We start from the raw sequence: 26,293 nt of genomic DNA, 5'->3' as shown, positions 1-26,293 counted from the left end.
TCCCGGGATCATTCATTGATAAAATAAACCTTATCAATTTTGCCTTCGAGCATGATTTCTTCCGGCAAAATCGTCTTTATGACAAAGGCATTTCCCTTTATCAGCAACTGCCCATTTTTCAGCATCAATCGCACTTCGCTGTCTGTAAAAGCCAATAAGCCACGATGGTTTTCAATATAAATATGTAATTGTCCAATCATTGTAATTCGCGGCAGGTCCATCATGACATCTTGCGGAAGGTCCATTGTTTTGGTCATAAGCTGTTTCACTTTTTTTCCCCAATTGCGTGCCATAAAAAAGAACCCCCTTTCATCTCAATGTATGAAATGAAAGAGGGTTCTAGCACAAAATTATAAGGGAATGAAAGTCTATTTTTTCAGGCTTTTAATGACGGGCTTAAAAAAGCCCAGGCTCCGAATCACCTTCTGGATCTGTGAAGACTTCTCTTCGCCCTTGGCGGTCCCAGCACTTCTGACATGATGATGCCATCAATCAGCTGTTTTTTGCCAAAAGACGGTCCTTTGCGATAGACCGGACTGTTATTATCAGAAATCGTTGATGTAAGTTGATCTGCTTTCGCTTTTTGATATAAACGCTCTTGATCGTACTTCTGCTGAAGCCGTCTAAGCTCCGCAATCCTTTTGTTCGCTTCGTTCTTCGTATCATCGATCACTTCAACAGCCTGTGCTGCCTGCTGTTCGACTTTCCTTACGGGAGGAGGTGTATGCTTTTGCTGCTGATTCCCTTGCGGCATTTCACCTTGAAGCTCCCGCATGACCTCCTGCCATTTCTTTTTCGGAGGCGTGCCAGGATCTTGAGTCTGCTTTTTCTTTCCTAACATGGACGTTAAAACACCGATCAAGACAATGATAAGGAATGGGTTCTCGAGAAAGAAATCAATAAAATCTCCCATTTAAAGACCTTCCTTCCCTGACCTAATTATTATTATGGTTATTGTTGTTATCTTTTGGATTTTCGGATATTTTACTGATGGAATCGCGCATATCCGTATCAGCCGTGATATTTTGGATATTCATATAATCCATTACTCCAAGGTTTCCGCTTTTCAGCGCATCAGCCATGGCCAACGGAACTTCGGCTTCAGATTGAACAACCTTCGCTCTCATTTCCTGAACACGGGCAACCATTTCCTGTTCAAGTGCAACAGCCATCGCACGGCGTTCTTCGGCCTTTGCCTGGGCTATTTTCTTATCGGCTTCGGCTTGGTCAGTTTGTAATATGGCCCCGATATTTTTACCGATATCCACTTCAGCGATATCAATGGAAAGAATTTCGAATGCCGTTCCTGAATCCAACCCTTTTGATAAAACCGTTCTTGAAATCAAATCGGGATGTTCCAGTACATCCGTATGCATTTTCGAAGCACCGATCGTCGATACGATCCCTTCCCCTACACGGGCAATGATCGTCTCTTCACCGGCACCACCGACCAAGCGTTCAATATTGGCTCGGACCGTGATCCTTGCCTTCGCTTTCACTTCAATACCATTCATCGCCACCCCAGAGATGAACGGGGTTTCAATCACTTTCGGGTTAACGCTCATTTGAACGGCTTCCAGTACATCACGGCCGGCAAGGTCAATAGCTGCACCCCGTTCGAAAGGTAACGTGATATTGGCTCGTTCTGCAGCAATTAATGCATTCACCACTCGATCGACATTACCGCCTGCAAGGTAATGGCTCTCCAATTGATTCGTTGAAACATTGATTCCAGCCTTATGGGCCTTGATAAGAGGATTGACGACCCTGCTTGGTATAACACGGCGAAGCCTCATCCCAACTAATGTAAATATACTGATTTTGACTCCTGCCGCTAAAGCGGAAATCCATAGCATTACTGGTACGAATGTGAAAAATACTGCCAATACGATGATAGCAGCAATCACTGCCAGTACAATAAATATCGTTCCTGAAGTTATCACTTAATGATTCATCCTTCCTGTATCTTTTAATTTTAATTTGAATCCGGAATTTCCCGGACGACTACCCTAGATCCTTCAACTTTAACGATAACGATTGACGAACCTTTGGAAATAAAGCTTCCTTCGGTCACGACATCCACTCTTTCTTCTTTGACCAAAGCTGTTCCTGAAGGCCTCAAATCAGTAAGGGCCTTCCCTTCAACACCTAATAAATCCAAACGATTCGGATTGCTGACATACCCTTGTTCCGTTTTTGTTGCATCAGTTAATATCATTTTCCTGAAAAATTTCATCTGTTTTCCAAACACCTTTACAAGTAGGATGAATACCAAAATGGATACGGTGACCGCAATTAGCAAGGATATCGTCATATGGACCGGATCTCCTGTCGCGAGAAACAGACTCCCCACTATCGCTGTAAATCCGAGCAGCCCGATAATCCCCCCTGGGATAAAAAATTCAATGAGTACGAGAATGACCCCAATGATGAACATCGCTAACGATTCGTATCCGGTGATACCGGCGACAAGATGACCATAGAAGAATAAGACAAGACTGGTGATTCCAATGACCCCCGGGATTCCAAAACCGGGTGAAAACAATTCCATCACAATCCCGATTCCCGCTATCGTTAATAAAATGGGAACGACGATCGGGTTGGTCAAAAAGCGGGCAAGTTTCTCAGGGAAGCTTTCTTCGATTGACCGAATATCAGCATCCTCAACTCCAAGTATACTATACAGCTCCGCTTTCCCAGAGACGGTGCCTTCACTATATCCAGCCTTTTTTGCCTGTTCGGCTGTAAATGTCAGCAACTTTCCTTTTTCCGCTCCATATTCGGGCAGATCGATGTCAACATCCGCCATCGCCTGGGCGTATATGGGATCACGTCCATTTTGTTCTGCAGCAGTCTTCATGGCAGCTAGCCAATAAGATTGCGCTTTCTTACCGGCAGCGTTCCCTGTTGAATCAATTACAGCGGCAGATCCCATGGTTGCACTCGGAACCATATAAATCTCATCTGCACTTAGAGAAATGTATGCACCTGCAGACAAGGCCCTGTTATTGACATAGGCAACTGTCTTGATGGGTGAATCGGACAGTAACTTTGCAATTTCCCCTGCTGCATCTACAGCACCTCCAGGGGTATTCACCTCGAAAACGACAAGATCTGCATCAGCTGCTTCAGCAGTGGTAAGCGCGCGTTCCAAAAACGCCGAGAGTCCCTTTTCCACCGTTTCTTCTATTGGTACATGGTAAACGATCTTCTGGTTTGCAGATACCGTCGATCCCCCAAAAGAAGACATGGTGAACAGTAATCCAAATAAGAGTACAGATAAATAACGCCAAATTTTCAACGGAACGCCCCCTTTCCCGTATTAAACGCGGTAAGTGCCTCCAATATTCAGGAGGAAAACCTACCATTAAATTCAGGACTCAACTAAATTCGAATAAGGAGCAAATGAGCAACCCTTTACTCTGTTCTTTAGTTATTACGTATGTATATGAAAAAGGTTTCAAAAAAAGCAAATAAAATTAAAAGTGCCCCTAATATCTTGGGCTTCGTTTCAATAATATACGCATAAAATTCATGAAATACACAAAAACCACAGGCAAATTGCCTGCGGTTAGGTTTCGAGTTTTAAGTTTAGAGTTTAAGATAGATGTTGTTGTACTAATTTGTTAACTAGAGAACCATCTGCTTTACCTTTAACTTTAGGCATTAAAGCTCCCATAACTCGCCCCATATCTGCTTTGGATGTTGCATTGACCTCTTCAATCGTTTGTTGAACGATATTAGAAATGTCTTCTTCTGAAAGTTGCTCAGGCATATATGCCTCTACGTATACTAGTTCGGTGCGGACTTTATCCACGAGATCTGAACGACCTGCGTTTTCAAACTCCTGGAGGGAGTCTTTGCGTTGTTTTAATTCGCGAGAGAGCACTGTCAATTCTTCATCATCTGTTAAATCTTGTCTCTGCTTCATGGCTTCGTTTTGAATGGAAGCCTTCAGCATCCGAATAACAGATAGTTTGTCCTTTTCCTTGTTCTTCATCGCTTGTTTCATATCATTATTTAAACGCTCGAGAAGACTCATCTTTCCACCCTCTCTTAGAATTTACGTTTTCTTGCAGCTTCAGACTTTTTCTTACGTTTTACGCTTGGTTTTTCATAAAATTCACGCTTCCTAGCTTCCTGAAGCGATCCTGCTTTAGATACAGTACGTTTGAAACGACGAAGAGCATCTTCAAGCGATTCGTTTTTACGAACGACGGTTTTAGACATCTCTTTCCCTCCCTCCGAAAACAACACACTAACTCAAGTTGTCAACATGTTATACATGTACTAAACAATTATAATATATCATCTTTAACAGGTCAACCAATAAAATCAAACTTATTTTGAATATCATCATGTAATTATCATAATTTTTCACTAAACAATCATTCACCTTGCATGAAAATCCATTTTATAGCATGTCTCCCGTTCATGGACCATAAGCTTACTAAGAGGTGACAGTCATGCATGAGCTATTTTTATTCTTATTATTCATTGCGATATTTTTGGCGGGTATGTCAGTATTACGAATCGGACTGTTCAATATGTCCGGTGCAGCATTAAAAAATTTTCTCTCGAAGGTTACGGATAAGCCATGGAAAGGCTTCATGGCCGGAACCATCTTTACTGGGATCCTGCAGAGCAGCTCGGCGGTCATGGTCATGACGGTCGGCCTCGTTTCCGCAGGAAGTTTAACGTTCCCGCAAACAATCGGAATTATTCTTGGAACGAATATCGGATCCACCTTTACAGCAGAGTTCATGACCTTTTCCTTGGATCGTTGGATCATTCCCGGTGTCGTAAGCGGCGCTTTCCTTTGCTTCATGCCTAAAGCATTACCGAGAAGCATAGGGATGTCCCTGATTGGAATCTCGGCCATCTTCGCGGCGATGAGTGGTTTTAAAATGCTTTCGACACCGATTGCAGCCTATTCTTCAATACAAACGCTCATCCATTACATAGAGGGCCATATGAGTTATGCCCTATTAGCCGGGATATTATTGACCGCACTCATTCACTCCAGTTCGGCAACCATCGGGATAGCCATGAGCTTTTTGATGAACGGGGAGTTATCCGTCTCCTCCGCAATCATCATCATGCTCGGATCGAATATTGGCACTTGCATCACCGGATACATGGCCAGCATCGGTTCTGGCAGACAAGCTGCCTTCACAGCTTATGCACATATTTGGCTAAACGTCATCGGGGTTGCCGCATTCCTGCCTTTTGTGGACATTCTGGAAAGCGCTGCTGCCTTTTTCACCGAAAACAAGGGGACACAGCTCGCCCATGCCAGTGTCATTTTCAATATCTTGACTTCTTTGGCCGTCTTGCCATGCGCACGGCAATTCTCCAACCTCATTCTTTTGGTGCATCGGCAACACTTAAAGAAATAAGGAGCTGTCCAAAAGTCATTAGAGACTTTCTTATGGGCAGCTTCAGGGGAAGATAGACATAATATGTAGCTGTAACAGATATAAAAGGATAAATGATTAACGGGAGGTTTTTTAGCTAATCTTTTTATAATTAACTTTATAGTTTAATAAGCTCAAACTACTCAATATAACAGCAGCTAATATCAAAATCCACAAACACAAACCTTTATTAGAGAAAGATGCTCATGCATTTCATCACTCTTTGTAAGTAGTGTTAATGATAAAAGAAAGTTAAATACCCGATTTTTTCATTTTCCTCCCCCAGTTTATGCATTTAATATAAGTATGTTTACTCCCTGTTTGATACCCCTAATATCCATTGAATCCACTATAAACTTTTTTTTGAATTTATAGGTTCCAAAAATGACAAGTAAAAGTCCAAAATTGAAACGTTTCCTCTTTTTCAAGGAAATAAGCGCAATGCAATGCACTGCACTTGGCACTCGACTTATAATCCGTTTTTTTATGGAAGCAATAAAAAACAGGCGGAGAAAAATAATTCATTTTTCTCCGCCTGTTTTATTTTAAGGACTTATTATACGGGTCCCTTACAAAATCAATAATCGGAATCAGCCGTTAAGCCCTTTACGATTGAGACACCTGCACTCGCACCAATTCTTGTTGCACCAGCTTCAATCACTTTCTGGGCATCGCTTGTGTTGCGGACTCCGCCTGAAGCTTTGACACCGATATCCGGGCCAACTGTTTTTCTCATAAGCGTGATATCTTCAACAGTCGCTCCGCCGGTCGAAAAACCAGTTGATGTTTTTACAAAATCCGTTCCGGCTTTTACGGCCAATTCACATGCACGGACTTTTTCTTCATCAGTCAATAAAGAAGTTTCAATGATCACTTTTGAAAGAGCCTTACCAGTGGATGCCGCTACCACAGCACGAATATCCCGCTCTACCAACTCATCATCCTTGTCCTTCAATGCGCCGATATTGATCACCATATCGACTTCGTGAGCGCCATTGGAGATGGCGTCTTTCGTTTCAAAAGCTTTGGTTTCCGGTGTGGTTGCACCTAGAGGGAAGCCGATAACCGTACAAACTTTCACTTCTGAACCTTCCAAAAGTTCGCTTGCATATTTCACCCAAGTTGGGTTTACGCATACGGAAGCAAAGTTATACTCTCTCGCTTCTTCGCATAATACCTTTATTTGCTCTTTGGTTGCATCTGCTTTTAATAACGTGTGGTCAATTAAACCTGCTACATTTTGTGACATTAATAAATCCTCCTCAAAAACAATCTATACCTAGTTGTACGTACCTCTCATGATACCATAGTTTATCCACTTTGACGATATATATAGTCTTTACCCGAAAGTGCCAAGATAACACATCTAAAAGAGGATAAAAAAAAGACAGCGATTTACCGCTGTCTTAGATATTGGATGCTTGTTGCAACGGAAAATCCTTCACGACCGTCACGAACTGACCTTCACTAAATGGATAGCCAGACTTTGTAATTTTCACTTTGACGATTTCACCGACCATTTCTTCCGAAGCCGGGAAGACGACTTTCATGTAATTATCGGAATAGCCCTCATAAAGGCCATTTTCCAACTTCGTTTCAGGAATGACTTCAAGAACTTCCCCCTCGAATCGGGAGGCATACTCTTTTGCCAGCTGATCCGACAACGTGATAAGGCGATGTACGCGTTCATTCTTGACATCTTCATCCACTTGATCTTCCATACGGGCAGCCGGAGTCCCTGTCCGTTTTGAATAAGGGAAAACATGAAGTTCGGAGAATTTATATTTTTCTATAAAGTTATATGTCTCCATGAATTCTTCTTCTGTTTCACCTGGGAAACCTACGATGACATCAGAGGTAACAGCAAGACCCGGAAGCGCAATTTTCAACTTCTCGATCCGATCCCCGAAGAAATCCATCGTATATTTACGTCTCATCCGTTTTAGAACTGTATCGGAACCCGATTGGATTGGTATATGCAAATGACGTACCACTTTTTTCGAATTCGTCAGCACTTCAATGATCTCATCTGTAATCTGGCTGGCTTCGATGGATGAAATACGGATACGCTTCAATCCTTCGACTTTTTCCAAGTCACGCAGCAGCATCGCCAAATTATAGTCTTTCAAATCGTCTCCGTAGCCGCCAGTATGAATTCCGGTGAGGACTAGCTCTTTATAGCCTGCCTCGACAAGCTGTTCAGCTTGGTTAACGACTTCCTTTGGATCGCGGGAACGCATCAAGCCACGGGCCCAAGGGATGATGCAGAAAGTGCAGAAATTATTGCAACCTTCCTGAATCTTAAGTGAAGCTCGTGTACGGTCTGTAAAAGCAGGTACATCCAACTCTTCGTAGACACGGTTTTTCATGATATTCCCTACGGCATTGATTGGCTCACGCTCAACCTTGAATTGCTCGATGTAATCAAGGAGTTTAACCCTGTCCTGTGTTCCTACAACAATATCCACACCTGGTATGGCCATGATTTCTGCCGGTGATGTCTGTGCGTAACATCCCGTTACCGCTATGACGGCATTCGGATTTTTACGAATGGCACGACGGATGACCTGACGGCTCTTCTTATCGCCAGTGTTTGTCACCGTGCATGTGTTGATGACATATACATCGGATGTATTTTCAAACTCAACACGATCATATCCTCCAGTTTTGAATAATTGCCATATGGCCTCTGTTTCATAATGATTCACTTTACAGCCTAATGTATGGAAAGCGACCGTTGCCATTTTTCATCACCTCAAAAGTTCTACATGATAAGAAACAGCGGAAAGTGCATATAAAGGTGCTGTTTCAGTTCTTAATATTCTTGGTCCAAGACCGCAAGCCATAAAACCGGCATCAGTCAGTTTTTCAATTTCCTTATCTGCTAAACCACCTTCAGGCCCAAAAACGAATAGGATGGATTGCCCAGCGGTGATATCTTTCAAGACAGAAGCGAGTACAGAAGTTTCCCCCCGTTTTGCCACTTCTTCAAAAGCGATTAATTTATGATCGAAACCGGAAGCATAACCAGCTAGCTGATCTGCCGTCATCGGTTCCTTGATGGCAGGGATAACCGTGCGGTGAGATTGCTCAGCCGCCTCTTTTGAAATCTTCTGGAGCCTCTCCAATTTCTTACCTACCTTTTTGTGGTCCCATTTTACCACCGAACGAGCAGCAATAAAAGGGATAAATTCAACGGCACCCAGTTCAGTACCCTTTTGAACGATATATTCCAACTTATCCCCTTTAGGCAGACCGCTCGCTATCACAACCCTTACAGGAAGTTCCTTTTCTTCATTCTTCCATTCGGAAACGGTCCCTATAACAGCATCATCAGTAATTTCCGAAATTTCCGCGACAGCTGTCATACCATTACCTTTTACCGTAATGATCCGCTCCCCTGGTCCCATCCTCATCACCCTGGCGATATGGTGAAAATCATCGCCTGATATCGTCACCGTGTTTCCATTGATGTCTACATCGTTAAGAAAATACCGTTGCACACTGCCACCCACTTCGTCTAGTCTAAAAAAACCACAGGCTAACAGTCAGGAATCCAGAATGCAAGCCATGCAAAGATTCAAGCTAAAAAAAGGTACTCTGACTATCAAAATACCCGATAATCAGAGTAACTTTTTCAATTAATCATTTCTTTTCGCTATTATTGCCACCCAATCTTCCATCAAGATCGTTTCCTCAACGGTGAAACCAGATGCTATAATCGCATCCTTCACATCTTGTTTCTTAGTTTGAATGATTCCGGAAGCGATGAAATGTCCGCCAGGTTTAACGACTTTCGCTACATCATCCGTAAAACGCATGATCACCTCGGCAAGAATATTAGCCACGACGATATCCGCTTGTTCATTCACACCGTCCAGCAAATTGCCTTGTGAAACGGTCACTTTATCCTGCACGTTATTTAGTTCCACATTTTGTATAGCTGACTGTACTGCAACTTCATCCAAATCAAGGGACTGAATTCGTTTTGCGTCCAATAATGCAGCTGCAATGCTTAGAACACCAGAACCCGTTCCAACATCAACGACTAAATCCCCAGGCCGTACTGTACGTTCCAGCGCTTGGATGCACATGACCGTCGTCGGGTGTGTTCCCGTTCCGAAGGCCATGCCTGGATCAAGTTCAATGATCAATTCGTCACTGCTTACTGGAGTGTAGTCTTCCCATGTTGGCACGATGGTAAAACGTTCGGATATTTTGACGGGGTTATAATATTTTTTCCAAGCCGTCGCCCACTCTTCTTCATTCACTTCACTAATTGAAACAACATTTTTCCCAAGGTCTATATCAAAAAGAAGGAGATTATTGATTGATTCCTTAATAGCATCAATGGTATCGCCAAGGAAGCTGTTAACGGGCAGGTAAGCCTTGATGACTACACCTTCATCCGGATAATCATCTGGGTTTAAGTGGTAGATTTCGCCAAAAACATTTTCACGTTCCTTGACTAATTCTAGAGGATCCTCAATGACAACACCGCTCGCACCTGCCTCATGAAGAATATTCGAAACAGGTTCAACCGCTTCATTCGTTGTTTGGATTGCAAATTCAGACCACTTCATAATCTACCAACTCCCAATTTGTTCTTTTACTTTTATTCACCTATCTTTAAAAGCACGCTTTACTTTTGAGAAAAAGCCATCTTCTTGTTCATCAACACCTTGTCCGCTGATATCACTGAACTCACGAAGCAGGTCCTTTTGTTTTTCCGTTAATTTCTTAGGGGTGACCACCAATACGACCACATGCTGATCTCCTTGGCCATATCCTCTTACATTTGGAACACCTTTGCCTTTTAAACGGAAACGAGTGCTTGTTTGTGTACCTGCAGGAATCTTCAGCTTCACTTTTCCATGCAGCGTCGGAACTTCTATTTCATCGCCCAATGCTGCCTGGGCAAACGTAACCGGCATTTCACAATAAATATCATCGCCATCCCGCTCAAAGAATTCATGGCTGCGTACATGGAAGACTACATACAGGTCTCCTGCCGGACCGCCATTGATTCCTGGCTCTCCTTGGCCGGTTACACGCAACTGCTGGCCATCATCAATTCCTGCTGGCACCTTGACTTGGATCTTTTTACGTTTTTGGACTTTTCCGTCGCCGCCGCATGTTGAACATTTATTAGGAATGATTTTTCCTGTACCTTGACAATGGTGACATGCTCTCCGGTTCACAATCCTTCCGAACGCTGTGTTTTGTTCAACATTCAATTGACCGGTTCCATGACAATGTGAACAGTTTTCCACTTTTGTACCAGGTTTGGCACCGGATCCTTTACATGTATCACAATTCTCTTCACGCGGAATTTCAATCTCAGTTTCTTTTCCGAATGCAGCCTCTTCAAAAGAAAGCGTCATCGTATACTGTAAATCCGCCCCTTGACGCGGTGCATTAGGATCTCTCCTGCGACCGCCGCCACCAAAGAAGCTACTGAAAATATCTTCAAAACCGCCGAAACCGCCAAAGTCCTGACCGCCAAAGCCCTGATTGGGATCTGTATGTCCGAATTGGTCATAATGGGCCTTTTTCTGTTCGTCACTCAATACTTCGTAAGCTTCCTTGATTTCCTTGAATTTATCCGCAGCATCGTCCGCTTTATTAATATCAGGGTGATATTGTTTGGAGAGCTTTCGATACGCTTTTTTGATTTCATCCTTCGAAGCACTTTTCGAAAGGCCTAACACCTCATAATAATCGCGTTTACTCATATCTAAAATCCACTCCCGATTCGATTCACATAAAGGTAATATTATCACTGAACGAAGATAATAATCAACTAGAAAAGTACAAACGGCTTTGACACATTTTTGTAATTGGTACTGCCAGCCCCGATTTACACATCTTTTTCTCTAAAATCCTATGATTCCCCACCAGCGATTGTAACACTTCCTGACAATGATTCCATCCATTGTAAAAAAAGCCAAAGTCAAGATAACCTGACTTTGACTTTTTTACAATGGCAGGCAGAAACTAACTGCCCAATATTTCAGTGCCCCGATTGGGCCACTTTTTATTTTTTCTCTTCTTCGTTAACTTCAGTGTATTCAGCATCAACCACATTATCGTCTTGAGCTGATTCGCCAGCACCGGCTTCTCCAGCTTGCTGAGCTTTTGCCGCTTCTTCATAAAGCTTCATTGTCAAAGCTTGAACGATTTCGTTAAGCGCATCTTTTTTCACGCGGATTTCTTCAAGCTCATTTTTCTCGATTGCAGCTTTCAGTTCATCCTTCGCTTCATTCGCTTTTGTTACTTCCGCTTCGTCCACTTTACCTTCTAGATCTTTAAGCGTTTTTTCCGTTTGGAAAACTAATTGATCAGCTTCGTTACGAAGTTCAACTTCTTCTTTACGCTGTTTATCGCTATCGGCATTTTCTTCCGCTTCACGTACCATGCGTTCGATCTCTTCATCAGAAAGTCCTGAAGATGATTTGATGGTGATCGCTTGTTCTTTGTTTGTGCCAAGATCTTTCGCACGAACGTTCACGATACCGTTTTTATCGATATCGAATGTCACTTCAACTTGCGGAACTCCACGAGGTGCCGGTGGAATGTCACTCAATTGGAAACGGCCAAGAGTTTTGTTATCCGCTGACATTGGACGCTCACCTTGAAGGACATGGATATCAACTGCAGTTTGATTATCAGCTGCTGTCGAGAATACTTGTGATTTACTTGTTGGAATCGTAGTATTACGGTCAATCAGTTTCGTGAATACTCCGCCCATCGTTTCAATTCCAAGTGAAAGTGGTGTTACATCAAGAAGGACAACGTCTTTAACATCCCCTGTTAATACGCCACCTTGAATTGCAGCACCCATAGCCACCACTTCATCAGGGTTTACACCTTTGCTTGGTTCTTGACCGATTTCCTTTTTGATCGCTTCGACAACCGCAGGAATACGTGTAGATCCACCAACAAGGATTACTTTGTCGATTTCAGATGCTGAAAGACCAGCATCTTTCAATGCTTGACGAGTTGGTCCCATAGTGCGTTCCACAAGACCTGTAGAAAGCTCATCGAATTTAGCTCTAGTCATCGTTACATCCAAGTGAAGCGGGCCAGCTTCTCCAGCAGTGATGAATGGTAAAGAAATTTGAGTTGACGTTACGCCGGAAAGATCTTTTTTCGCTTTTTCAGCTGCATCTTTCAAACGTTGAACCGCCATTTTATCTTTTGAAAGGTCGATTCCGTTTTCTTTCTTGAATGCTTCAACTAGGTAATCAATGATGACTTGGTCGAAATCATCCCCACCTAAACGGTTGTCACCAGCTGTGGACTTAACTTCGAAAACGCCGTCTCCAAGTTCCATGATCGACACGTCAAATGTACCGCCGCCAAGGTCGAATACAAGGATCGTTTGATCTTCTTCCGTTTTATCCAAACCGTATGCAAGTGCTGCAGCTGTCGGTTCGTTGATGATACGTTCTACTTCAAGGCCGGCAATTTGACCAGCATCCTTAGTTGCTTGGCGTTCTGCATCATTGAAGTAAGCAGGTACAGTGATAACCGCTTTAGTGACTTTTTCGCCAAGATACTCTTCAGCGTATGATTTCAAGTATTGAAGGATGATTGCAGAAACTTCTTGAGGTGAGTATTCTTTTCCTTCAATTACTTCTTTATGGTTAGTACCCATATGGCGTTTAATGGAAATGATCGTATTAGGGTTTGTAATCGCTTGGCGTTTTGCCACTTCCCCTACTTGCCTTTCTCCATTTTTGAATGCCACTACGGATGGAGTTGTACGGTTTCCTTCCGGATTCGGGATTACTTTTGGTTCCCCGCCTTCAAGTACAGATACACAAGAGTTTGTTGTACCTAAGTCAATACCAATAATCTTGCTCATAGTTTCACTACCTCCCAATTATTTATATGTAAAAATCCTATTCGTTCACTTTTACCATTGCAGGTCGAATCACACGGTCTTTAAGAAGGTATCCTTTTTGGAATTCCTCGACGACGATGTTCGAACCGAAGTTTTCATCTTGAACTTGCATGACCGCTTGATGCAAACGCGGATCGAACTCTTCACCAACCGAACTGATCGGTTCGATGCCTTCTTTAGACAATGCATCAGTAATCGCTTTATAGACCATTTCCATGCCGGATAGCAAGGATTTCGTCTGTTCATTTTCCGCTTCGATTTTTGTAGCTCTTTCAAAATTATCAAGAGCCTCCACTAAATCACTAGCAATGCTTTGAACTCTATATTTTTGAGCCGCCTCCATATCAAGCTTGGCACGGCGTCTTGAATTATCAAAATCGGCCTGCAGACGAAGATAACGGTTATCCATTTCCTCGATTTTCGCCTCAAGTTCAGCAATCTTTTCATGAGCCAATTGAAGTTCATCTTTTTCAACCGGACCTTGGTTTTCTTCCGCTGGAATTTCTTCTTCAGCGAAAACTGCTTCTGCAGCACTTTCCTCGATTGTTTCATTTTCCAATGTTTGTTCTTCGTTTTTATTTTCTGTCACAATCTCACCTCCCTAAAAGGGTTATACAATTTATGCTAAAGTAATATGCCAGGCCGCGGAATATGCTCCTCCGCCACCTTAACAATATTACCTTTGCTACTATTTTTGATACAGTTTTGTCATCAGGGCCGTTAAATCTTTCGAGAAAAACGAAAGCAAACTGATCACTCTCGAATATTCCATTCTCGTTGGACCCAATATGGCCAATGTGCCAACTTGCTCCTGCCCGATTGAGTAGGTCGCCGTAATCAAACTGCAGTCATCGAGCACTGTGTTTTGATTTTCACGGCCGATCTTGACGTGGATGCCCGATGGATTTTGCGTAATTAGTTCATAAAATCCCTGTTCCTGCTCAATCATCGATAAAAGCGTACTTACTTTAGCAATATCATGGAACTCCGGCTGCCTCAGCATATTCGTTTTCCCGCCAAAAAATATTTTTTCGGGCTTTGTGTCCGTCAGGGTCTCCGCAAGGATCGAGACCATCGATCCATAGTTATGAATGTGGCGGCTCAATAGAACTGCCACTTCCTTATAGATCTTATCCTTAAGATCAACTAGCGGAACATCGACCAAACGGGAATTCAATATGTTCACCATCTTTTCAATTTCGTTTATATCAAAAGAAGGCGGTAAGGAAATCATTCGATTTTCCACATGACCTGTATCGGTAATGATGATGGCTATTGCCGTTTCAGGACTTAAAGGAATGATCTGGATTTTTTTCAGCTTATGCTCATTCACTTTTGGCCCCAGTACAATCGCCGTATAATTCGTCAGTTCCGAAAGAATTTTCGCTGACTTCTGAACGATCTTTTCCAATTCATAAATTCGTTCTACAAAAACGGATTTTAATATCTTCACTTCATTCTTTTTCGGAGCTTGAGGAGAAAGTAAATGATCCACATAATATCTATACCCTTTTTCAGAAGGGATCCTACCGGAAGAGGTATGGGTTTTTTCTAAAAATCCCATTTCTTCAAGATCGGACATTTCGTTGCGAATTGTGGCAGAGCTGAACGTAATTTCATCTTTCTTCGACAAGCTTCGTGACCCGACTGGCTGGGCAGAATGGATGAAATCCTCGATTATCACTTGTAGAATCAATAATTGACGATCAGTTAGCATGTATGATCACCTCTGTTAGCACTCTGTCTCATCGAGTGCTAATATACTAATAAATTATCAAATGAAGCTTATGATGTCAACAATGAAAACCGCTAATTCAGCGTTAAAATAACTTGAGTTTCCTTCAGTCGGAATCAATAACGCCCAAAAATGATTGGAACACTTCATTTCCAAGCAGTTTGCCCCGCTCCGTCAAGCGCACGAACCCGCCTTCCACTTCAAGCAGACCCTTTGCCGATCCTTCTTCGAGCGGTTTCCTGAAAATCTCCGTCATTTCAACAAAAAATTTATTCTTGAAGATTTCCAATGATACACCTTCCGTTTTCCGGAGCCCCAAAAACATCTCCTCTTCCATCCGTTCATGAAGCGGTACTGGGTGTTCTTCCAATACAGGCAGCTCGTTCGCCAGCAATGGCGTGATATATTTCTTCACAGGACCATGATTGGCCACCCTTTTTCCTCCAGTATAGCCATGTGCACCGGCACCAATCCCATAATACTCCACATTATCCCAATATGTCAGGTTGTGCCTGCTTTCAAACCCAGCTCGGGCAAAATTACTGATTTCATATTGATGCAGACCATGCTTCTCCATCTCTTCCATTAGCCTCTCATACATCGAAGCCTCGAGCTCCTGCGGCGGCAGGTTCAATTTACCCCTTCTCATCTGATTATAAAAAACCGTCTTCGGCTCAACGATCAATGAGTAGCTGGAATAGTGCGGCAATTGAAGGGCAATCGCTTTATCCAGCGTATCCTTGAAATCTTCCATCGTTTGGCCCGGCAATCCATAAATCAAGTCGATGCTTATATTCGTAAAGCCAACCTCTTGAGCCAAATGAATCGTTTCATAAACTTCTAGAGCCCGGTGAGTCCGGCCGATTCGTTTTAACAATTCATCATTGAAGCTTTGCACTCCAAAGCTAAGTCTATTGACCCCTGAGTCATAAAGCATCTTCAGTTTTTCCCTCGAAAGATCCCCCGGATTGGCTTCGAATGTATATTCAGCCTTTTTAGGATCAAAGGGCAGGGTTTCATTGATCGCTTCACATAAGAATGCAAGCTGCTTTTCATCCAGAGAGGTCGGTGTCCCCCCACCGACAAAAACCGTATCCAAACCTGCAGTCGGGTATTTGGATAGCTGCATCTCCATTTCCCTTTTCATCATCTGTAAATATTCGTCCACCGGCTGTCCCTGCAAAAATACTTTATTGAAATCACAATAGTGACAAATATGTTCACAAAATGGTATATGGAGGTAGGCGCTTTTGATCATTGTGTTCACAACCTTTTAATCGAATGAGTCGATAGAAAAAGAGGCTAGATTTCCTCTACCCTCTTTTTACTATCTATCGTTTATTTTATTTATTTCTTTGGTGTCGTATCATCCATTTTCAAAACAGCCATGAAAGCTTCTTGCGGAACTTCAACGGAACCTACCTGTTTCATCCGCTTTTTACCTTCTTTCTGTTTTTCGAGCAATTTACGTTTACGGGAAATATCGCCGCCGTAACATTTAGCCAATACGTTTTTGCGCATTGCACTAATTGAAGAACGGGCGATGATTTTTTGCCCGATTGCTGCTTGGATCGGCACTTCAAATTGTTGTCTTGGAATCAATTTCTTCAATTTTTCAACGATGACTTTACCGCGCTCATATGCAAAGTCCTTATGAACGATGAAACTTAAAGCATCGACAGTTTCAGCATTCAGCAAGATATCCATTTTCACAAGCTTGGACGGTTTATAGCCGATCAGCTCATAATCGAATGAAGCATAGCCTCTTGTATTGGATTTCAATTGATCGAAGAAATCATACACGATTTCCGATAATGGTATTTCGTAATGAATGCTTACACGGGTCTCATCGATATATTCCATATCAATGAAGTTTCCGCGTTTATTTTGACAAATTTCCATGATTGCCCCGACAAACTCCGTCGGTGCCATCATCGTCGCTTTGACATATGGCTCCTCGACCCGTTCGATTTTTTGAGCATCAGGCATATTAGACGGGTTATCCACTTTCAGGACCGTTCCGTCCGTTTGGACCACATCATAAATAACACTCGGGGCTGTGGTGATCAGGTCGATCTTGAATTCACGTTCAATCCGTTCCTGGATAATCTCCATATGAAGGAGTCCAAGGAATCCGCAACGGAAACCGAAGCCCAATGCTTGCGATGATTCCGCCTCGAACTGCAGCGCTGAATCGTTCAATTCCAATTTCTCCAACGCATCCCGTAAATCATTGAATTTCGATGCGTCAATTGGGTATAGACCGCAATATACCATCGGATTCATCTTCCGGTAACCCGGCAATGGTTCTGTCGCACTATTCACTGCACTTGTAATGGTGTCACCGACAGTCGTATCACCAACGTTTTTAATCGATGCCGTAAGGAAACCTACATCACCGACGTTCAGTTCATCCAACAGCTGGGTCTTAGGGTTGAAGACACCCAATTCGGTAACATCGAATTCCTTGCCAGTGGACATCATTTTGATTTTGTCGCCCACTTTAACGGAACCCTCAACAACACGGATATAGGCAACTACACCGCGGTACGCATCAAACAGTGAATCGAAAATAAGCGCCTTGAAAGGAGCCTCTGGATCACCTTGTGGAGCTGGAACCAATTCAACGACCTGTTCCAGAATCTCCTCGATTCCGATTCCCGCTTTAGCCGAAGCCAAGACTGCATCGGAAGCATCCAACCCGATCACTTCTTCGATTTCTCCACGTACCCGTTCCGGATCTGCACTCGGCAAATCAATTTTATTGATGACCGGAATGATTTCCAGGTTGTTGTCCAATGCTAAATAAACGTTTGCAAGCGTTTGGGCCTCAATACCCTGTGCCGCATCGACAACAAGGACAGCTCCTTCACAAGCTGCAAGGCTTCGTGACACTTCATACGTAAAATCGACATGTCCCGGTGTATCAATAAGATGGAAGATATATTCTTCTCCATCTTTCGCGTTATATTTCAATTGAATCGCATTCAATTTAATCGTAATTCCACGCTCACGCTCTAAATCCATGGAATCCAACAGCTGACTCTTCATTTCACGCTGAGTCATGGCGTTCGTTTTTTCAATGATACGATCCGCCAATGTAGATTTACCATGATCAATATGAGCGATGATGGAAAAGTTACGAATTTTTGATTGTCTTTTTAATTTTTCTTCTCTATTCATGACGTTCACTCCCACTTGTCGACACAATACACTATTTTTTATTATATCAATAGAAAATGCAAGATTCAACAGAATAGTTACAAAAGAAGCCTCATTGCAGGGCAACGGATAAAAAAAGGCTGCATTCCGGATTCGGATGCAGCCTTTTGGCAGGGCACACTCAACTTACTTCATACCTAAATCATATCAATAAGTGCTTGAAAGGCCCCTGATATGGTCTCTCCTAGCGTTTTGCCGATCGATGAGAAAAAGTTGAAGGCCTTCATTTCTTCAAGCTTTTCTTTTTTCGTCTCCAAATCATGACTCGTTACTTTTTCGCCAAGGATATCCGCTTCCATCTCCCCTTGGTCCGATTGGTTAATAATGAATGCACTATTCAAAGAGGGATCTTCATACCCCTTCATTTTTTTCATCCCGTCGTTCGCTTGCTGCATCCCGATTAGAACACCTAAAAATAATACGAGCACAATCCCTGTACATTTCAACCAAAATCGAACCATGATAAGAGAACTCCTTTCAAATTACTGCGCTTCCGAATCTCCGGTCGGGTTATCCACTGCTTTGGCATCCCAGTAAAATTCACTGAAAACATCGGTAAAGGCATCAACGGTCAAGTACATTTCCTCGAAAGTATTATCAACACCGCCAATTTCTATAAGCATGGCATTGCCTGATAAATCCTGATTGTATACTCCATTCTGTCCCGCTCCGCCTTGTTTCATAACCCCTCGTGAAATGCCAGGGTATTTTTTCTCCAAAGCTTTATGAAGCTTATTGGCAAGCGCCGCATTTTTTTCGAAGTTCGGGTTATTGCCCCCAACCACGAAGGCAATCTTGGCATAATCTTTACCGTTAATGTTAATGGTCGTATGTTTTTTTCGTTTAGAATCACGATGGATATCAATGATATATTCTAAATCTTTGTTATTGGCCAATGCCGTCTGGACGGATTTTCGTGATTCTTGATAGGATTTGGCATAATTCAATCCTTTATTATTCAGATTTCCCATGATATCCGTTTTATCGAGCGAGGAGCCGATCCCCTTATCAGCCATATCTTGAACCATCCGTTCCCCGAGTTTCGTAATATTGATTTTCGAATGATAGGCTAGATCCGGGTTGGTCACTCCTTTTAAATATGGAAGATATGACTCCCGGTTATGGCTATGGTATATTTCTACCACTTTCCGTCCATTTGTCGTTTGTTTCGGCTGATCGGCCACACCTTTATCCGGTTCTTCAATCTCATCCAGGTTTTGCAGGGATGCATCCCTTTCTTCATTCAGGACGTCTACTGGCGGCGAGGATTCATACGGCATATTCGTATAATTCGTTCCTTCCCCAGCAACGAGGATCTCATTATCAAAAATCGAAAAGCCAGGAAGTTCCCTGCCAAGTAAACTTCGCGGGTCTTCGAGTGAAATGTTAGTCGAGACTTTTATCAATTGATTCGTGATCATCGATTCCTGCTTACCTTCCGGCAGGGCATTAAAAAGATAATGGTTTTCATTGGCCAGCATCGAGAACAGCATTTTTCCCGAGAATTGGTTGGCTACAGTATGTACGGAATTAGAAGATATCCGATACTCCGGTCTTAGGGAAGTCATGACCCCACTGACTGAAAAAACAAAAAGAAGCAAGGCGAGAATACCTAGAAAAGTTTTTATTATTGTTGATCCGTGAACGGCTGTTATGATTCCTGGGGAATTTCTTCTTTTCATCCTTCCACCCTCTCTATAGCTTGTCTATTAATACCTATGACTTTGCTAGAAAGGGTAGAACACCATTTTTGGGCACTAAAAATGATTTAACGGGTGTAGTAGCCGGTATTATCTTGATTTATTGAATGATGCAAGGCTGCATTTAACCCATTGGCTATTAAATTGGCCATATCCTCAATGAAAACATCGACTTCTTTCGGTGTAACCATTAAATTTTGACCAAGCGGTGACAGTACCTCATAAATCAATTTCCGTTTCTCTTCATCAGGGAGGACACCTATCATTCCCAAGAAGGTTTGGCGCTCCTTTTCACCTGGCATATCCTCTTCTGTCAGCTTTGTGCGCTTTCCAAAACTGAATCCAGCGGGTGCCAACGAACGTGATGGTCTGTCCCCTTCATTCAGTTCCTTGCCAAAGTGCTTCAAGATATAATCTATCGTATCGCTGGCAATTGATACGGCATCCACGACGGTAGGTATACCAATCGCTATAACAGGAACTCCCAGTGTATCCTGGCTCAATTCTTTTCGTTTATTCCCAACACCAGACCCAGGATGGATGCCTGTATCCGTTATTTGAATCGTCGAATTCACTCGTTCGATCGAACGGGCAGCCAATGCGTCAACGACGATCAGGAAATCAGGATTACTTTTTTCGATGACTCCTTTTATGATGTCACTCGTCTCGATTCCCGTAATCCCCATCACCCCGGGGGAAATCGCACTGACCGGCCGATAACCTTCCTTGACGGACTCCGGCTGCAATTCAAACAAATGTCTTGTGACCACAAGGTTCTCAACGACTGCAGGCCCAAGAGCATCGGGAGTAACATTCCAATTACCAAGACCGACAACCAAACAACTGCTTTCTTTGGTGATTTTATTCCGTTTCAAAAAGTAAGCCAGTTCGTTGGCGAACACCTTTTCCACCCGTTGCTGCGTATCCGTATCCTGCTGGCGGATCCCCTGCACTTCGATGGTCAAATAGCTGCCCTGCTTCTTCCCGATTTCTTTTTCACCCTCAGCCGTGACCTCGACTAAGGATACCTTCAGATCATCCACTTCTTTTTCTTTAATAATGACCCCTTCGATTCGGGATACATCCACTTCCTCTACAACACCTTTATGTTCAAGGGCAATTTCCTTTGCTTCAATCGCCAAATCTGTACGAATTCCGTATTCACTAAGGTCCAAATTATTTTCCATAACGGCCTCCTGATGTTTGAATTGAATCTAATCTAGTATTTTCAATAGTCTCTCTTAAACATTCTGTCGTTTTTGCTTTTTTATTATTCATTTTTTTGGTACAATGAGTGATGACGAGATGAATTTATTCCCGAAATTATAATTCCTTTTCGATTCTCAATCTGAAGTATTGCATATTTATGAGCAGTCTGATAGAATATCACTTGTGCTATTTGATATGGATTTGAAAAGTCGAGTTCATATAATCTCGATTTCTTTGTAGGAGGTGAACGGAATGCCAAACATTAAATCTGCTATTAAACGTGTAAAAATCAACGACAAAAAACGCGTTCATAACATTACTGTTAGATCAACTATGCGTACTACAGTGAAAAACGCTGAAGTTGCATTAGCTGGTGAAAACGTTGAAGCTGCTAAAGAAGCTCTTTTAACAGCTGCTGTGAAATTAGACAAAGCTGCATCTAAAGGATTAATCCATAAAAATGCGGCAGCCCGTAAAAAATCTCGTTTAGCGAAAAGACTTAACGCTCTTAACGCATAATGACAAAAAATTAAACGATCCAACCGGATCGTTTTTTTTGTGCCGTTTTTTGCATAAAAAAGGCGGCAGGATATCTGCCACCTTTTTATCATCTAATTTTTAAAAGCAGCAGCTCAAGCGTGATTGCCTTATCGGCTTGGCCCGTCTTCATTTTATAATCCGCTTCCGCTAAGTCGTTGATGATGCTCAATAGCTCGCGTTCCTGGAATCTCCCTGTCTTTTCAAGTGCCAGCTTTACCCTGTAAGGGTGCACCTTCAGTTGACCTGCAATTTTTTGCTGGCTATAGCCCTGGCGGGAAAGCTCCTTCACTTGATACATGAGCCTGACCTGACCTGCCATGACGCTCAAGATTTTGATCGGCTCTTCATTCTGCCTGAGAAGATCGTGCAGTATCGTCATCGCACTCTCCATCTTTCGCTGTAACACATGATCAACAAGCGTGAAGATATTCTGTTCAAGGGATTTAGCAACCAGCTTTTCCACTACCTCGACCGTAATGTGTTTATCAGCTTCTACATAAAGCACCATTTTATCCAATTCATTCGTAAGCATCATCAGATTCGTTCCTGCAAGTTCAAGTAAAAGCTCTGTAGCCTGCTCATCTATTTGGACTGAAGAAGCTTCGACCCTCTCCTTCACCCACCCTTTTAACTCATGATCACCAAGCTTTTTCGCTTCAACGAGAACCGCCTTACGCTTCAGTTCCTTGGTGATTTTTTTCCGTTCATCCAGTTTCTCATAAGGTGCGGTCAATACGACAATTGAATAAGGAACCGGGTCAGCCAAATACGCTTCCAGTCTTTTCACATTATGTTCAACTCTTGATTTCGTTTTTTCAGCTGTCAAAAAAAATGGGTTTTGCATGAAAACAAGGCGCCTTTCCCCGATAAACGGGAGGGTTTCGACATCTTCAAGTGCAGTTTCAACAGGCGTCTCTTCTAAATCAAATTGAGAAAAGTTAAAATCCATCTCATCTTCGTGAAGGACATTTTCGATCAATAGCTGCTTCGTTTCATTAATTAGATAGGCTTCCGACCCATATAACAAGTATACCGGCGCGAATTGCCCTTTTTTTATACTTTTCCAAACGTCTAATACCAATAGAATCCGCCTCTTTACTATGTATTCTTCTCTAATGGTATAGGTGGATGGACCATTTGACAAGCTATAAAGGGAACTAGCCCTTTAAAAGGGCTAATTCCGGATCTATATGAACACTTTCAAGAAAGGCCCGGGTAATCTCCCTTGAAAGCGGGTAGAGTATTCATGTAGAACAAAAATTGAGCTTTTCTTTTTCGCTTGCTTTGTTTGTACTGTTATTTTGACCTCAAAATCCCAAACTATTTGTGACAACTCTTGTCAGTAAAGGAAATGAAGGAATGAAGCCTGTAGATTTTTTTTTGGTAATGTTTTATACTATTAGCAGAAATAGGAGGGGTAAACAATGAACGAATTCGAAAAGAATGTTCAATCAAAGACAGATGACGTCGCTGATTCCGCTATAGGATTCATCGGTTCTTTTGTATTTTTCGCTGCCATGTTCACCATAGCTGTCGTCATTAAAGCTGTCGGATCCTGATTTCATTTACTACATGCACTTATTTTTCCTGATGGAGGCTGCCGCTGCAGTCTCTTTCTTTTTGATTTTCTACATACTATGGGAGAGTCTTCCGAAAGGTTCCACTGCTTTTGTAATACTTGTAAATAATAGAACCATCCTCGTCCGTCCTGAACACCTTTATGCCATTTCTCTCCAGATTCCCAATTACGTCTCGATGAGGGTGACCGTAGCCATTATCTTTTCCAACTGAAATAAGCGCCGCTTTCGGCTGTAGCTGTTCAAGGAAGGGCGTGGAAGAAGAAGTTTTGCTGCCATGGTGACCGACCTTCAAGATATCCGCCTGCAACTGCGGAAATGTTCTCAAAAGTTCACTTTCCCCTTCTTCTCCCATATCGCCGGTCAATAACCATGACAATCCCCCAAGCACCGTGAATAGAACTATGGATGAATCATTCTTATTTTCTTCTTTCTCATATGGACTTAGAACAGCAAACGGCGCTCCGCCCGCCACCCAATGGTCCCCCCTTTTCAGGACAGTCATTTTCATTTTTTCATCTCTTGCCACGGACACAAAATCCATATCCCTGTATTGCTCTTCACTCCAGCCTCCAATGATGATCTCTCCAACTTTAAAATTTTCAATTAATTCTTTTGCACTTCCCATATGATCTGCGTCCGGATGGGTTAAAATCAGTTTGTCCAATTGGTGGATTCCCTTACTTTTCAATAATGGAATAATGATATCATCCGCGGTGTTGAACTTCTTTCGCTTTTTTGCCCACGTGTCGATTGGAAATGTAATTTGCCCACCCGTATCAATCAAATAGTTACCGCGATTGAAAGGCAGGATAATTAAAATGGAGTCACCTTGCCCAACGTCGATGATCTGCACTTCACCAAAAGGCGAGAACCTTTGTAAGTTATATTGCAAAAGTAAAAGGACAATTATTATTCCGCACCAGATTTTACTTTTTTCAAAGGATACTTCCCAAGTCAGGTATAATCCTAAAAGCGAAATAACAAGTAATAGCATTATGATGAAAGGTGGTTTTCCAAACGGAATGGAGGCAAGCGGCAAATGCGATGCACCATCCGCAGCTTTATTGCAGAGTATGAAGGTATAATTCAATAATGAGATGAGGGGTTGCCCCAAGGAAGGCAGTAATATATGAATGAAGAGGGAAATCAGTGAAAATGGCAGCAATATGATGGAATAAAGCGGAACATACAATACGTTCAGAAACACCCCAAGAATGGATGCTTCAAAAAAGTGAAAAAGCAAAATCGGAAGGGCTGCCAATTGGCAGATGGAACTGACGATGAATAGCTGCGTTGTTTTCTTCGGGTATTGCAAGAAAATGCTTGAAGACATGATAATGGAGAACGTGACCGCGAATGAAAGCTGAAAACCTATATCATAGAGCATATTAGGCCGAAAAAACAAAAGTGCTATATAAGCCGATCCGATTGCGGCACCCGCCGAGATCCGCTTCTTGAATAGCAGGAGTAGAAAGAAAAGCATTGCCATTAAACAGGATCTCACCACTGATGGACTGGCACCTGAAAGTAACATGTAAACCGGAAGGAAGATTAAGATGGCCATCATCATTCTTTCCCGTGTAATCCCGACCCTGATGCCGAAGTAAAATAACAGCCCCGTTAAAAAACTGACATGAAGACCGGAAATAGCCAGTAAATGAACCAGACCGAGCCGCTGATAATTAGTAAGGTCGCCTTCATCTATATATGTCTGGTCGCCGAATATGAGGGCAGTGACAAAACCGCTCGATTCTTCTGGAAAGTGTTCTCTAATATACGTAATCCCCTTTAGGCGCAAATTACGTATTGAAACAAGAATCGGGTTTCCAGCCACTTTACATTCTTGAAATGAAATGGAACCCGCTTTGAAAATCCAATGGGTGCCTTGACGGAAAAGATAACGCTGATAATCGAAACTGTTTTCATTTCTGTTTTTGTCGGGAATTTGCAATGTCCCTTCGGCCGGACATGATAAACCGATTCGCAGAAACTGACCCAGCTTTTCCTGTTCCAGTTCAGTGGTGATTTTATAACGAAGCATTAACCGTTCGCCTTTCTCACTGGCAACGAATCCTTTTAAAGAATTTCCATCTATATTCGGTTGATCGGTAAATGTAATGCTAAATTGGCTTTCCGTTCCGTGATAGGCAGTTTTGTTGCGGTAATCGTTGAAGGAGGCGGCCTCTAAAAACATCCCCATGATCACCAAATGAAAACTAAGGGCCTTCACACTTAACCCCACCGAAAAATAAAGAAAACAGAGAAAAATAAGGATGAAGATCAGCAGCCTTACATTAAAAAAAGAATGGGCCGTAACACCAAATGTGGCCGAAACGGCTAATAAGATAAGGTGTCGAGCCATGCCTGCCCCCCGTCCTATTTAATTTTCAAAAATCTGATTGGCCTGCTTTTCCAGCTCCGATACAGCTTCTTTTCCCAGGCCTGTTCGTTCAAGTTCAGCTAACAGTGAGAATACAAAGTCCTTTTTTTGTTTTCCATTAACATCGATGGCCCCTTTTGCTTCAACCTTCTCGGTCTTGACGCCAGCCTGTTTAAATAATTCCAGGGCATATGGATGATTTTTGTAATCTTCCGCATAATAAACAGCCTTGATGCCAGCTTGGATGAGTGATTTACAGCACTGAAGACACGGAAAATGCGTCACATATATTTCCGCCCCATCAGTAGGCACCCCAAATTTAGCACATTGTAAAAGTGCATTCATTTCTGCATGTATCGTTCTGACACAATGATTATCAATTACATAACAGCCGTCATCAATACAATGCGTCCCTCCCGCAATGGACCCATTATATCCCCCCGCAATGATTCTGTTGTCCCTGACGATGGTCGCCCCTACAGTGAGGCGTGTACATGTGCTTCTTAAGGCTAATAAATGGCTTTGCGCCATGAAATATTGATCCCAACTAATTCTGTTCATGTTGTATCCCCTTACCACTAGAATGATTTTCTTCAATTTT

At 42.5% G+C, this 26,293-nt stretch carries 25 protein-coding genes; 3 read left to right on the top strand and 22 right to left on the bottom strand.

The window, feature by feature from the left end; all coding sequences use genetic code 11:
- Window positions 1-8 precede the first annotated feature (8 nt).
- The 6 genes from yqfC to rpsU all read right to left on the bottom strand — a co-directional run bounded on the left by yqfC (window position 9) and on the right by rpsU (window position 4,230).
- Complete coding sequence (yqfC, locus tag V3595_RS04925; RefSeq protein ID WP_034308511.1) at window positions 9-293, bottom strand: sporulation protein YqfC; 285 nt, start codon at window positions 291-293, stop codon at window positions 9-11.
- A 125-nt stretch (window positions 294-418) separates the two neighbouring features.
- The gene (locus tag V3595_RS04920; RefSeq protein ID WP_485905612.1) at window positions 419-913 is read right to left on the bottom strand and encodes a hypothetical protein; all 495 of its coding nucleotides are present in this window, start codon (window positions 911-913) and stop codon (window positions 419-421) included.
- Between the two features lie 22 nt (window positions 914-935).
- Window positions 936-1,925, bottom strand: a complete 990-nt coding sequence (floA, locus tag V3595_RS04915; RefSeq protein WP_402899859.1) for a flotillin-like protein FloA — start codon at window positions 1,923-1,925, stop codon at window positions 936-938.
- Window positions 1,926-1,975: 50 nt separating this feature from the next.
- Window positions 1,976-3,250 carry an NfeD family protein gene (locus V3595_RS04910; RefSeq protein ID WP_485905737.1) on the bottom strand — a complete coding sequence of 425 codons (1,275 nt, stop codon included), beginning with the start codon at window positions 3,248-3,250 and terminating at the stop codon, window positions 1,976-1,978.
- A gap of 348 nt (window positions 3,251-3,598) precedes the next feature.
- Window positions 3,599-4,042, bottom strand: a complete 444-nt coding sequence (locus V3595_RS04905) for a GatB/YqeY domain-containing protein (protein WP_485905611.1) — start codon at window positions 4,040-4,042, stop codon at window positions 3,599-3,601.
- A 14-nt stretch (window positions 4,043-4,056) separates the two neighbouring features.
- Window positions 4,057-4,230, bottom strand: a complete 174-nt coding sequence (gene rpsU, locus V3595_RS04900) for a 30S ribosomal protein S21 (RefSeq protein WP_028391853.1) — start codon at window positions 4,228-4,230, stop codon at window positions 4,057-4,059.
- Window positions 4,231-4,466: 236 nt separating this feature from the next.
- On the opposite strand from rpsU, the gene V3595_RS04895 reads away from it, so the two are divergent.
- A complete protein-coding gene (locus V3595_RS04895) occupies window positions 4,467-5,399 on the top strand; it encodes a Na/Pi symporter (protein WP_485905609.1) in 933 nt (310 codons plus the stop codon).
- A gap of 595 nt (window positions 5,400-5,994) precedes the next feature.
- Here the strand turns inward: V3595_RS04895 and deoC are convergent.
- From deoC to gpr, 13 genes are all read right to left on the bottom strand, one after another.
- Entirely contained in the window at window positions 5,995-6,666 is a 672-nt protein-coding gene (gene deoC, locus V3595_RS04890) for a deoxyribose-phosphate aldolase (RefSeq protein ID WP_485905607.1), read from the bottom strand.
- A gap of 157 nt (window positions 6,667-6,823) precedes the next feature.
- The gene (mtaB, locus tag V3595_RS04885) at window positions 6,824-8,161 is read right to left on the bottom strand and encodes a tRNA (N(6)-L-threonylcarbamoyladenosine(37)-C(2))-methylthiotransferase MtaB (protein ID WP_485905605.1); all 1,338 of its coding nucleotides are present in this window, start codon (window positions 8,159-8,161) and stop codon (window positions 6,824-6,826) included.
- Between the two features lie 6 nt (window positions 8,162-8,167).
- Window positions 8,168-8,920 carry a 16S rRNA (uracil(1498)-N(3))-methyltransferase gene (locus V3595_RS04880; protein ID WP_402897734.1) on the bottom strand — a complete coding sequence of 251 codons (753 nt, stop codon included), beginning with the start codon at window positions 8,918-8,920 and terminating at the stop codon, window positions 8,168-8,170.
- A 138-nt stretch (window positions 8,921-9,058) separates the two neighbouring features.
- On the bottom strand, window positions 9,059-10,000 hold the full coding sequence (gene prmA, locus V3595_RS04875) for a 50S ribosomal protein L11 methyltransferase (RefSeq protein WP_485905603.1): 942 nt from the start codon (window positions 9,998-10,000) through the stop codon (window positions 9,059-9,061).
- Between the two features lie 36 nt (window positions 10,001-10,036).
- A complete protein-coding gene (dnaJ, locus tag V3595_RS04870; RefSeq protein ID WP_053535735.1) occupies window positions 10,037-11,152 on the bottom strand; it encodes a molecular chaperone DnaJ in 1,116 nt (371 codons plus the stop codon).
- Window positions 11,153-11,454: 302 nt separating this feature from the next.
- A complete protein-coding gene (gene dnaK / locus V3595_RS04865; protein WP_034308533.1) occupies window positions 11,455-13,287 on the bottom strand; it encodes a molecular chaperone DnaK in 1,833 nt (610 codons plus the stop codon).
- Between the two features lie 37 nt (window positions 13,288-13,324).
- Window positions 13,325-13,915 (bottom strand): nucleotide exchange factor GrpE, encoded by a 591-nt coding sequence (gene grpE / locus V3595_RS04860; protein ID WP_336275385.1) that lies wholly within the window; start codon window positions 13,913-13,915, stop codon window positions 13,325-13,327.
- 99 nt (window positions 13,916-14,014) lie between these two features.
- Window positions 14,015-15,043, bottom strand: a complete 1,029-nt coding sequence (gene hrcA / locus V3595_RS04855) for a heat-inducible transcriptional repressor HrcA (protein WP_034308538.1) — start codon at window positions 15,041-15,043, stop codon at window positions 14,015-14,017.
- A 124-nt stretch (window positions 15,044-15,167) separates the two neighbouring features.
- Window positions 15,168-16,319, bottom strand: coding sequence for a radical SAM family heme chaperone HemW (hemW, locus tag V3595_RS04850; RefSeq protein ID WP_485905600.1), 1,152 nt, complete (start codon window positions 16,317-16,319; stop codon window positions 15,168-15,170).
- Between the two features lie 89 nt (window positions 16,320-16,408).
- Window positions 16,409-18,244: a translation elongation factor 4 gene (lepA, locus tag V3595_RS04845; RefSeq protein ID WP_402897750.1), complete on the bottom strand. Its 1,836-nt coding sequence runs from the start codon at window positions 18,242-18,244 to the stop codon at window positions 16,409-16,411.
- A 176-nt stretch (window positions 18,245-18,420) separates the two neighbouring features.
- Window positions 18,421-18,744 (bottom strand): YqxA family protein, encoded by a 324-nt coding sequence (locus V3595_RS04840; protein ID WP_053535740.1) that lies wholly within the window; start codon window positions 18,742-18,744, stop codon window positions 18,421-18,423.
- Window positions 18,745-18,765: 21 nt separating this feature from the next.
- The gene (gene spoIIP / locus V3595_RS04835; protein ID WP_485905597.1) at window positions 18,766-19,965 is read right to left on the bottom strand and encodes a stage II sporulation protein P; all 1,200 of its coding nucleotides are present in this window, start codon (window positions 19,963-19,965) and stop codon (window positions 18,766-18,768) included.
- Window positions 19,966-20,051: 86 nt separating this feature from the next.
- Window positions 20,052-21,170, bottom strand: coding sequence for a GPR endopeptidase (gene gpr, locus V3595_RS04830; protein WP_485905595.1), 1,119 nt, complete (start codon window positions 21,168-21,170; stop codon window positions 20,052-20,054).
- 274 nt (window positions 21,171-21,444) lie between these two features.
- Between gpr and rpsT the strand changes: the two genes are divergently transcribed.
- Window positions 21,445-21,711 (top strand): 30S ribosomal protein S20, encoded by a 267-nt coding sequence (rpsT, locus tag V3595_RS04825; protein ID WP_034308554.1) that lies wholly within the window; start codon window positions 21,445-21,447, stop codon window positions 21,709-21,711.
- An 88-nt stretch (window positions 21,712-21,799) separates the two neighbouring features.
- On the opposite strand, the gene holA is transcribed toward rpsT, so the two are convergent.
- Entirely contained in the window at window positions 21,800-22,813 is a 1,014-nt protein-coding gene (holA, locus tag V3595_RS04820; RefSeq protein ID WP_137019080.1) for a DNA polymerase III subunit delta, read from the bottom strand.
- 343 nt (window positions 22,814-23,156) lie between these two features.
- On the opposite strand from holA, the gene V3595_RS04815 reads away from it, so the two are divergent.
- Window positions 23,157-23,291 (top strand): YqzM family protein, encoded by a 135-nt coding sequence (locus tag V3595_RS04815; RefSeq protein ID WP_034308559.1) that lies wholly within the window; start codon window positions 23,157-23,159, stop codon window positions 23,289-23,291.
- 76 nt (window positions 23,292-23,367) lie between these two features.
- Here V3595_RS04815 and V3595_RS04810 read toward each other — a convergent pair whose 3' ends face one another.
- Together V3595_RS04810 and V3595_RS04805 are read right to left on the bottom strand one after the other, a co-directional pair.
- Window positions 23,368-25,674 carry a DNA internalization-related competence protein ComEC/Rec2 gene (locus V3595_RS04810; protein ID WP_485905592.1) on the bottom strand — a complete coding sequence of 769 codons (2,307 nt, stop codon included), beginning with the start codon at window positions 25,672-25,674 and terminating at the stop codon, window positions 23,368-23,370.
- An 18-nt stretch (window positions 25,675-25,692) separates the two neighbouring features.
- Window positions 25,693-26,253, bottom strand: coding sequence for a ComE operon protein 2 (locus V3595_RS04805; protein WP_485905590.1), 561 nt, complete (start codon window positions 26,251-26,253; stop codon window positions 25,693-25,695).
- Window positions 26,254-26,293 lie beyond the last annotated feature (40 nt).

Origin of the sequence: Bacillus sp. CFBP9009 (genome assembly GCF_036541465.1) — a bacterium.
GTDB lineage: Bacteria > Bacillota > Bacilli > Bacillales > DSM-1321 > Peribacillus.
This window is presented reverse-complemented; position numbering and strand designations above follow the sequence as displayed.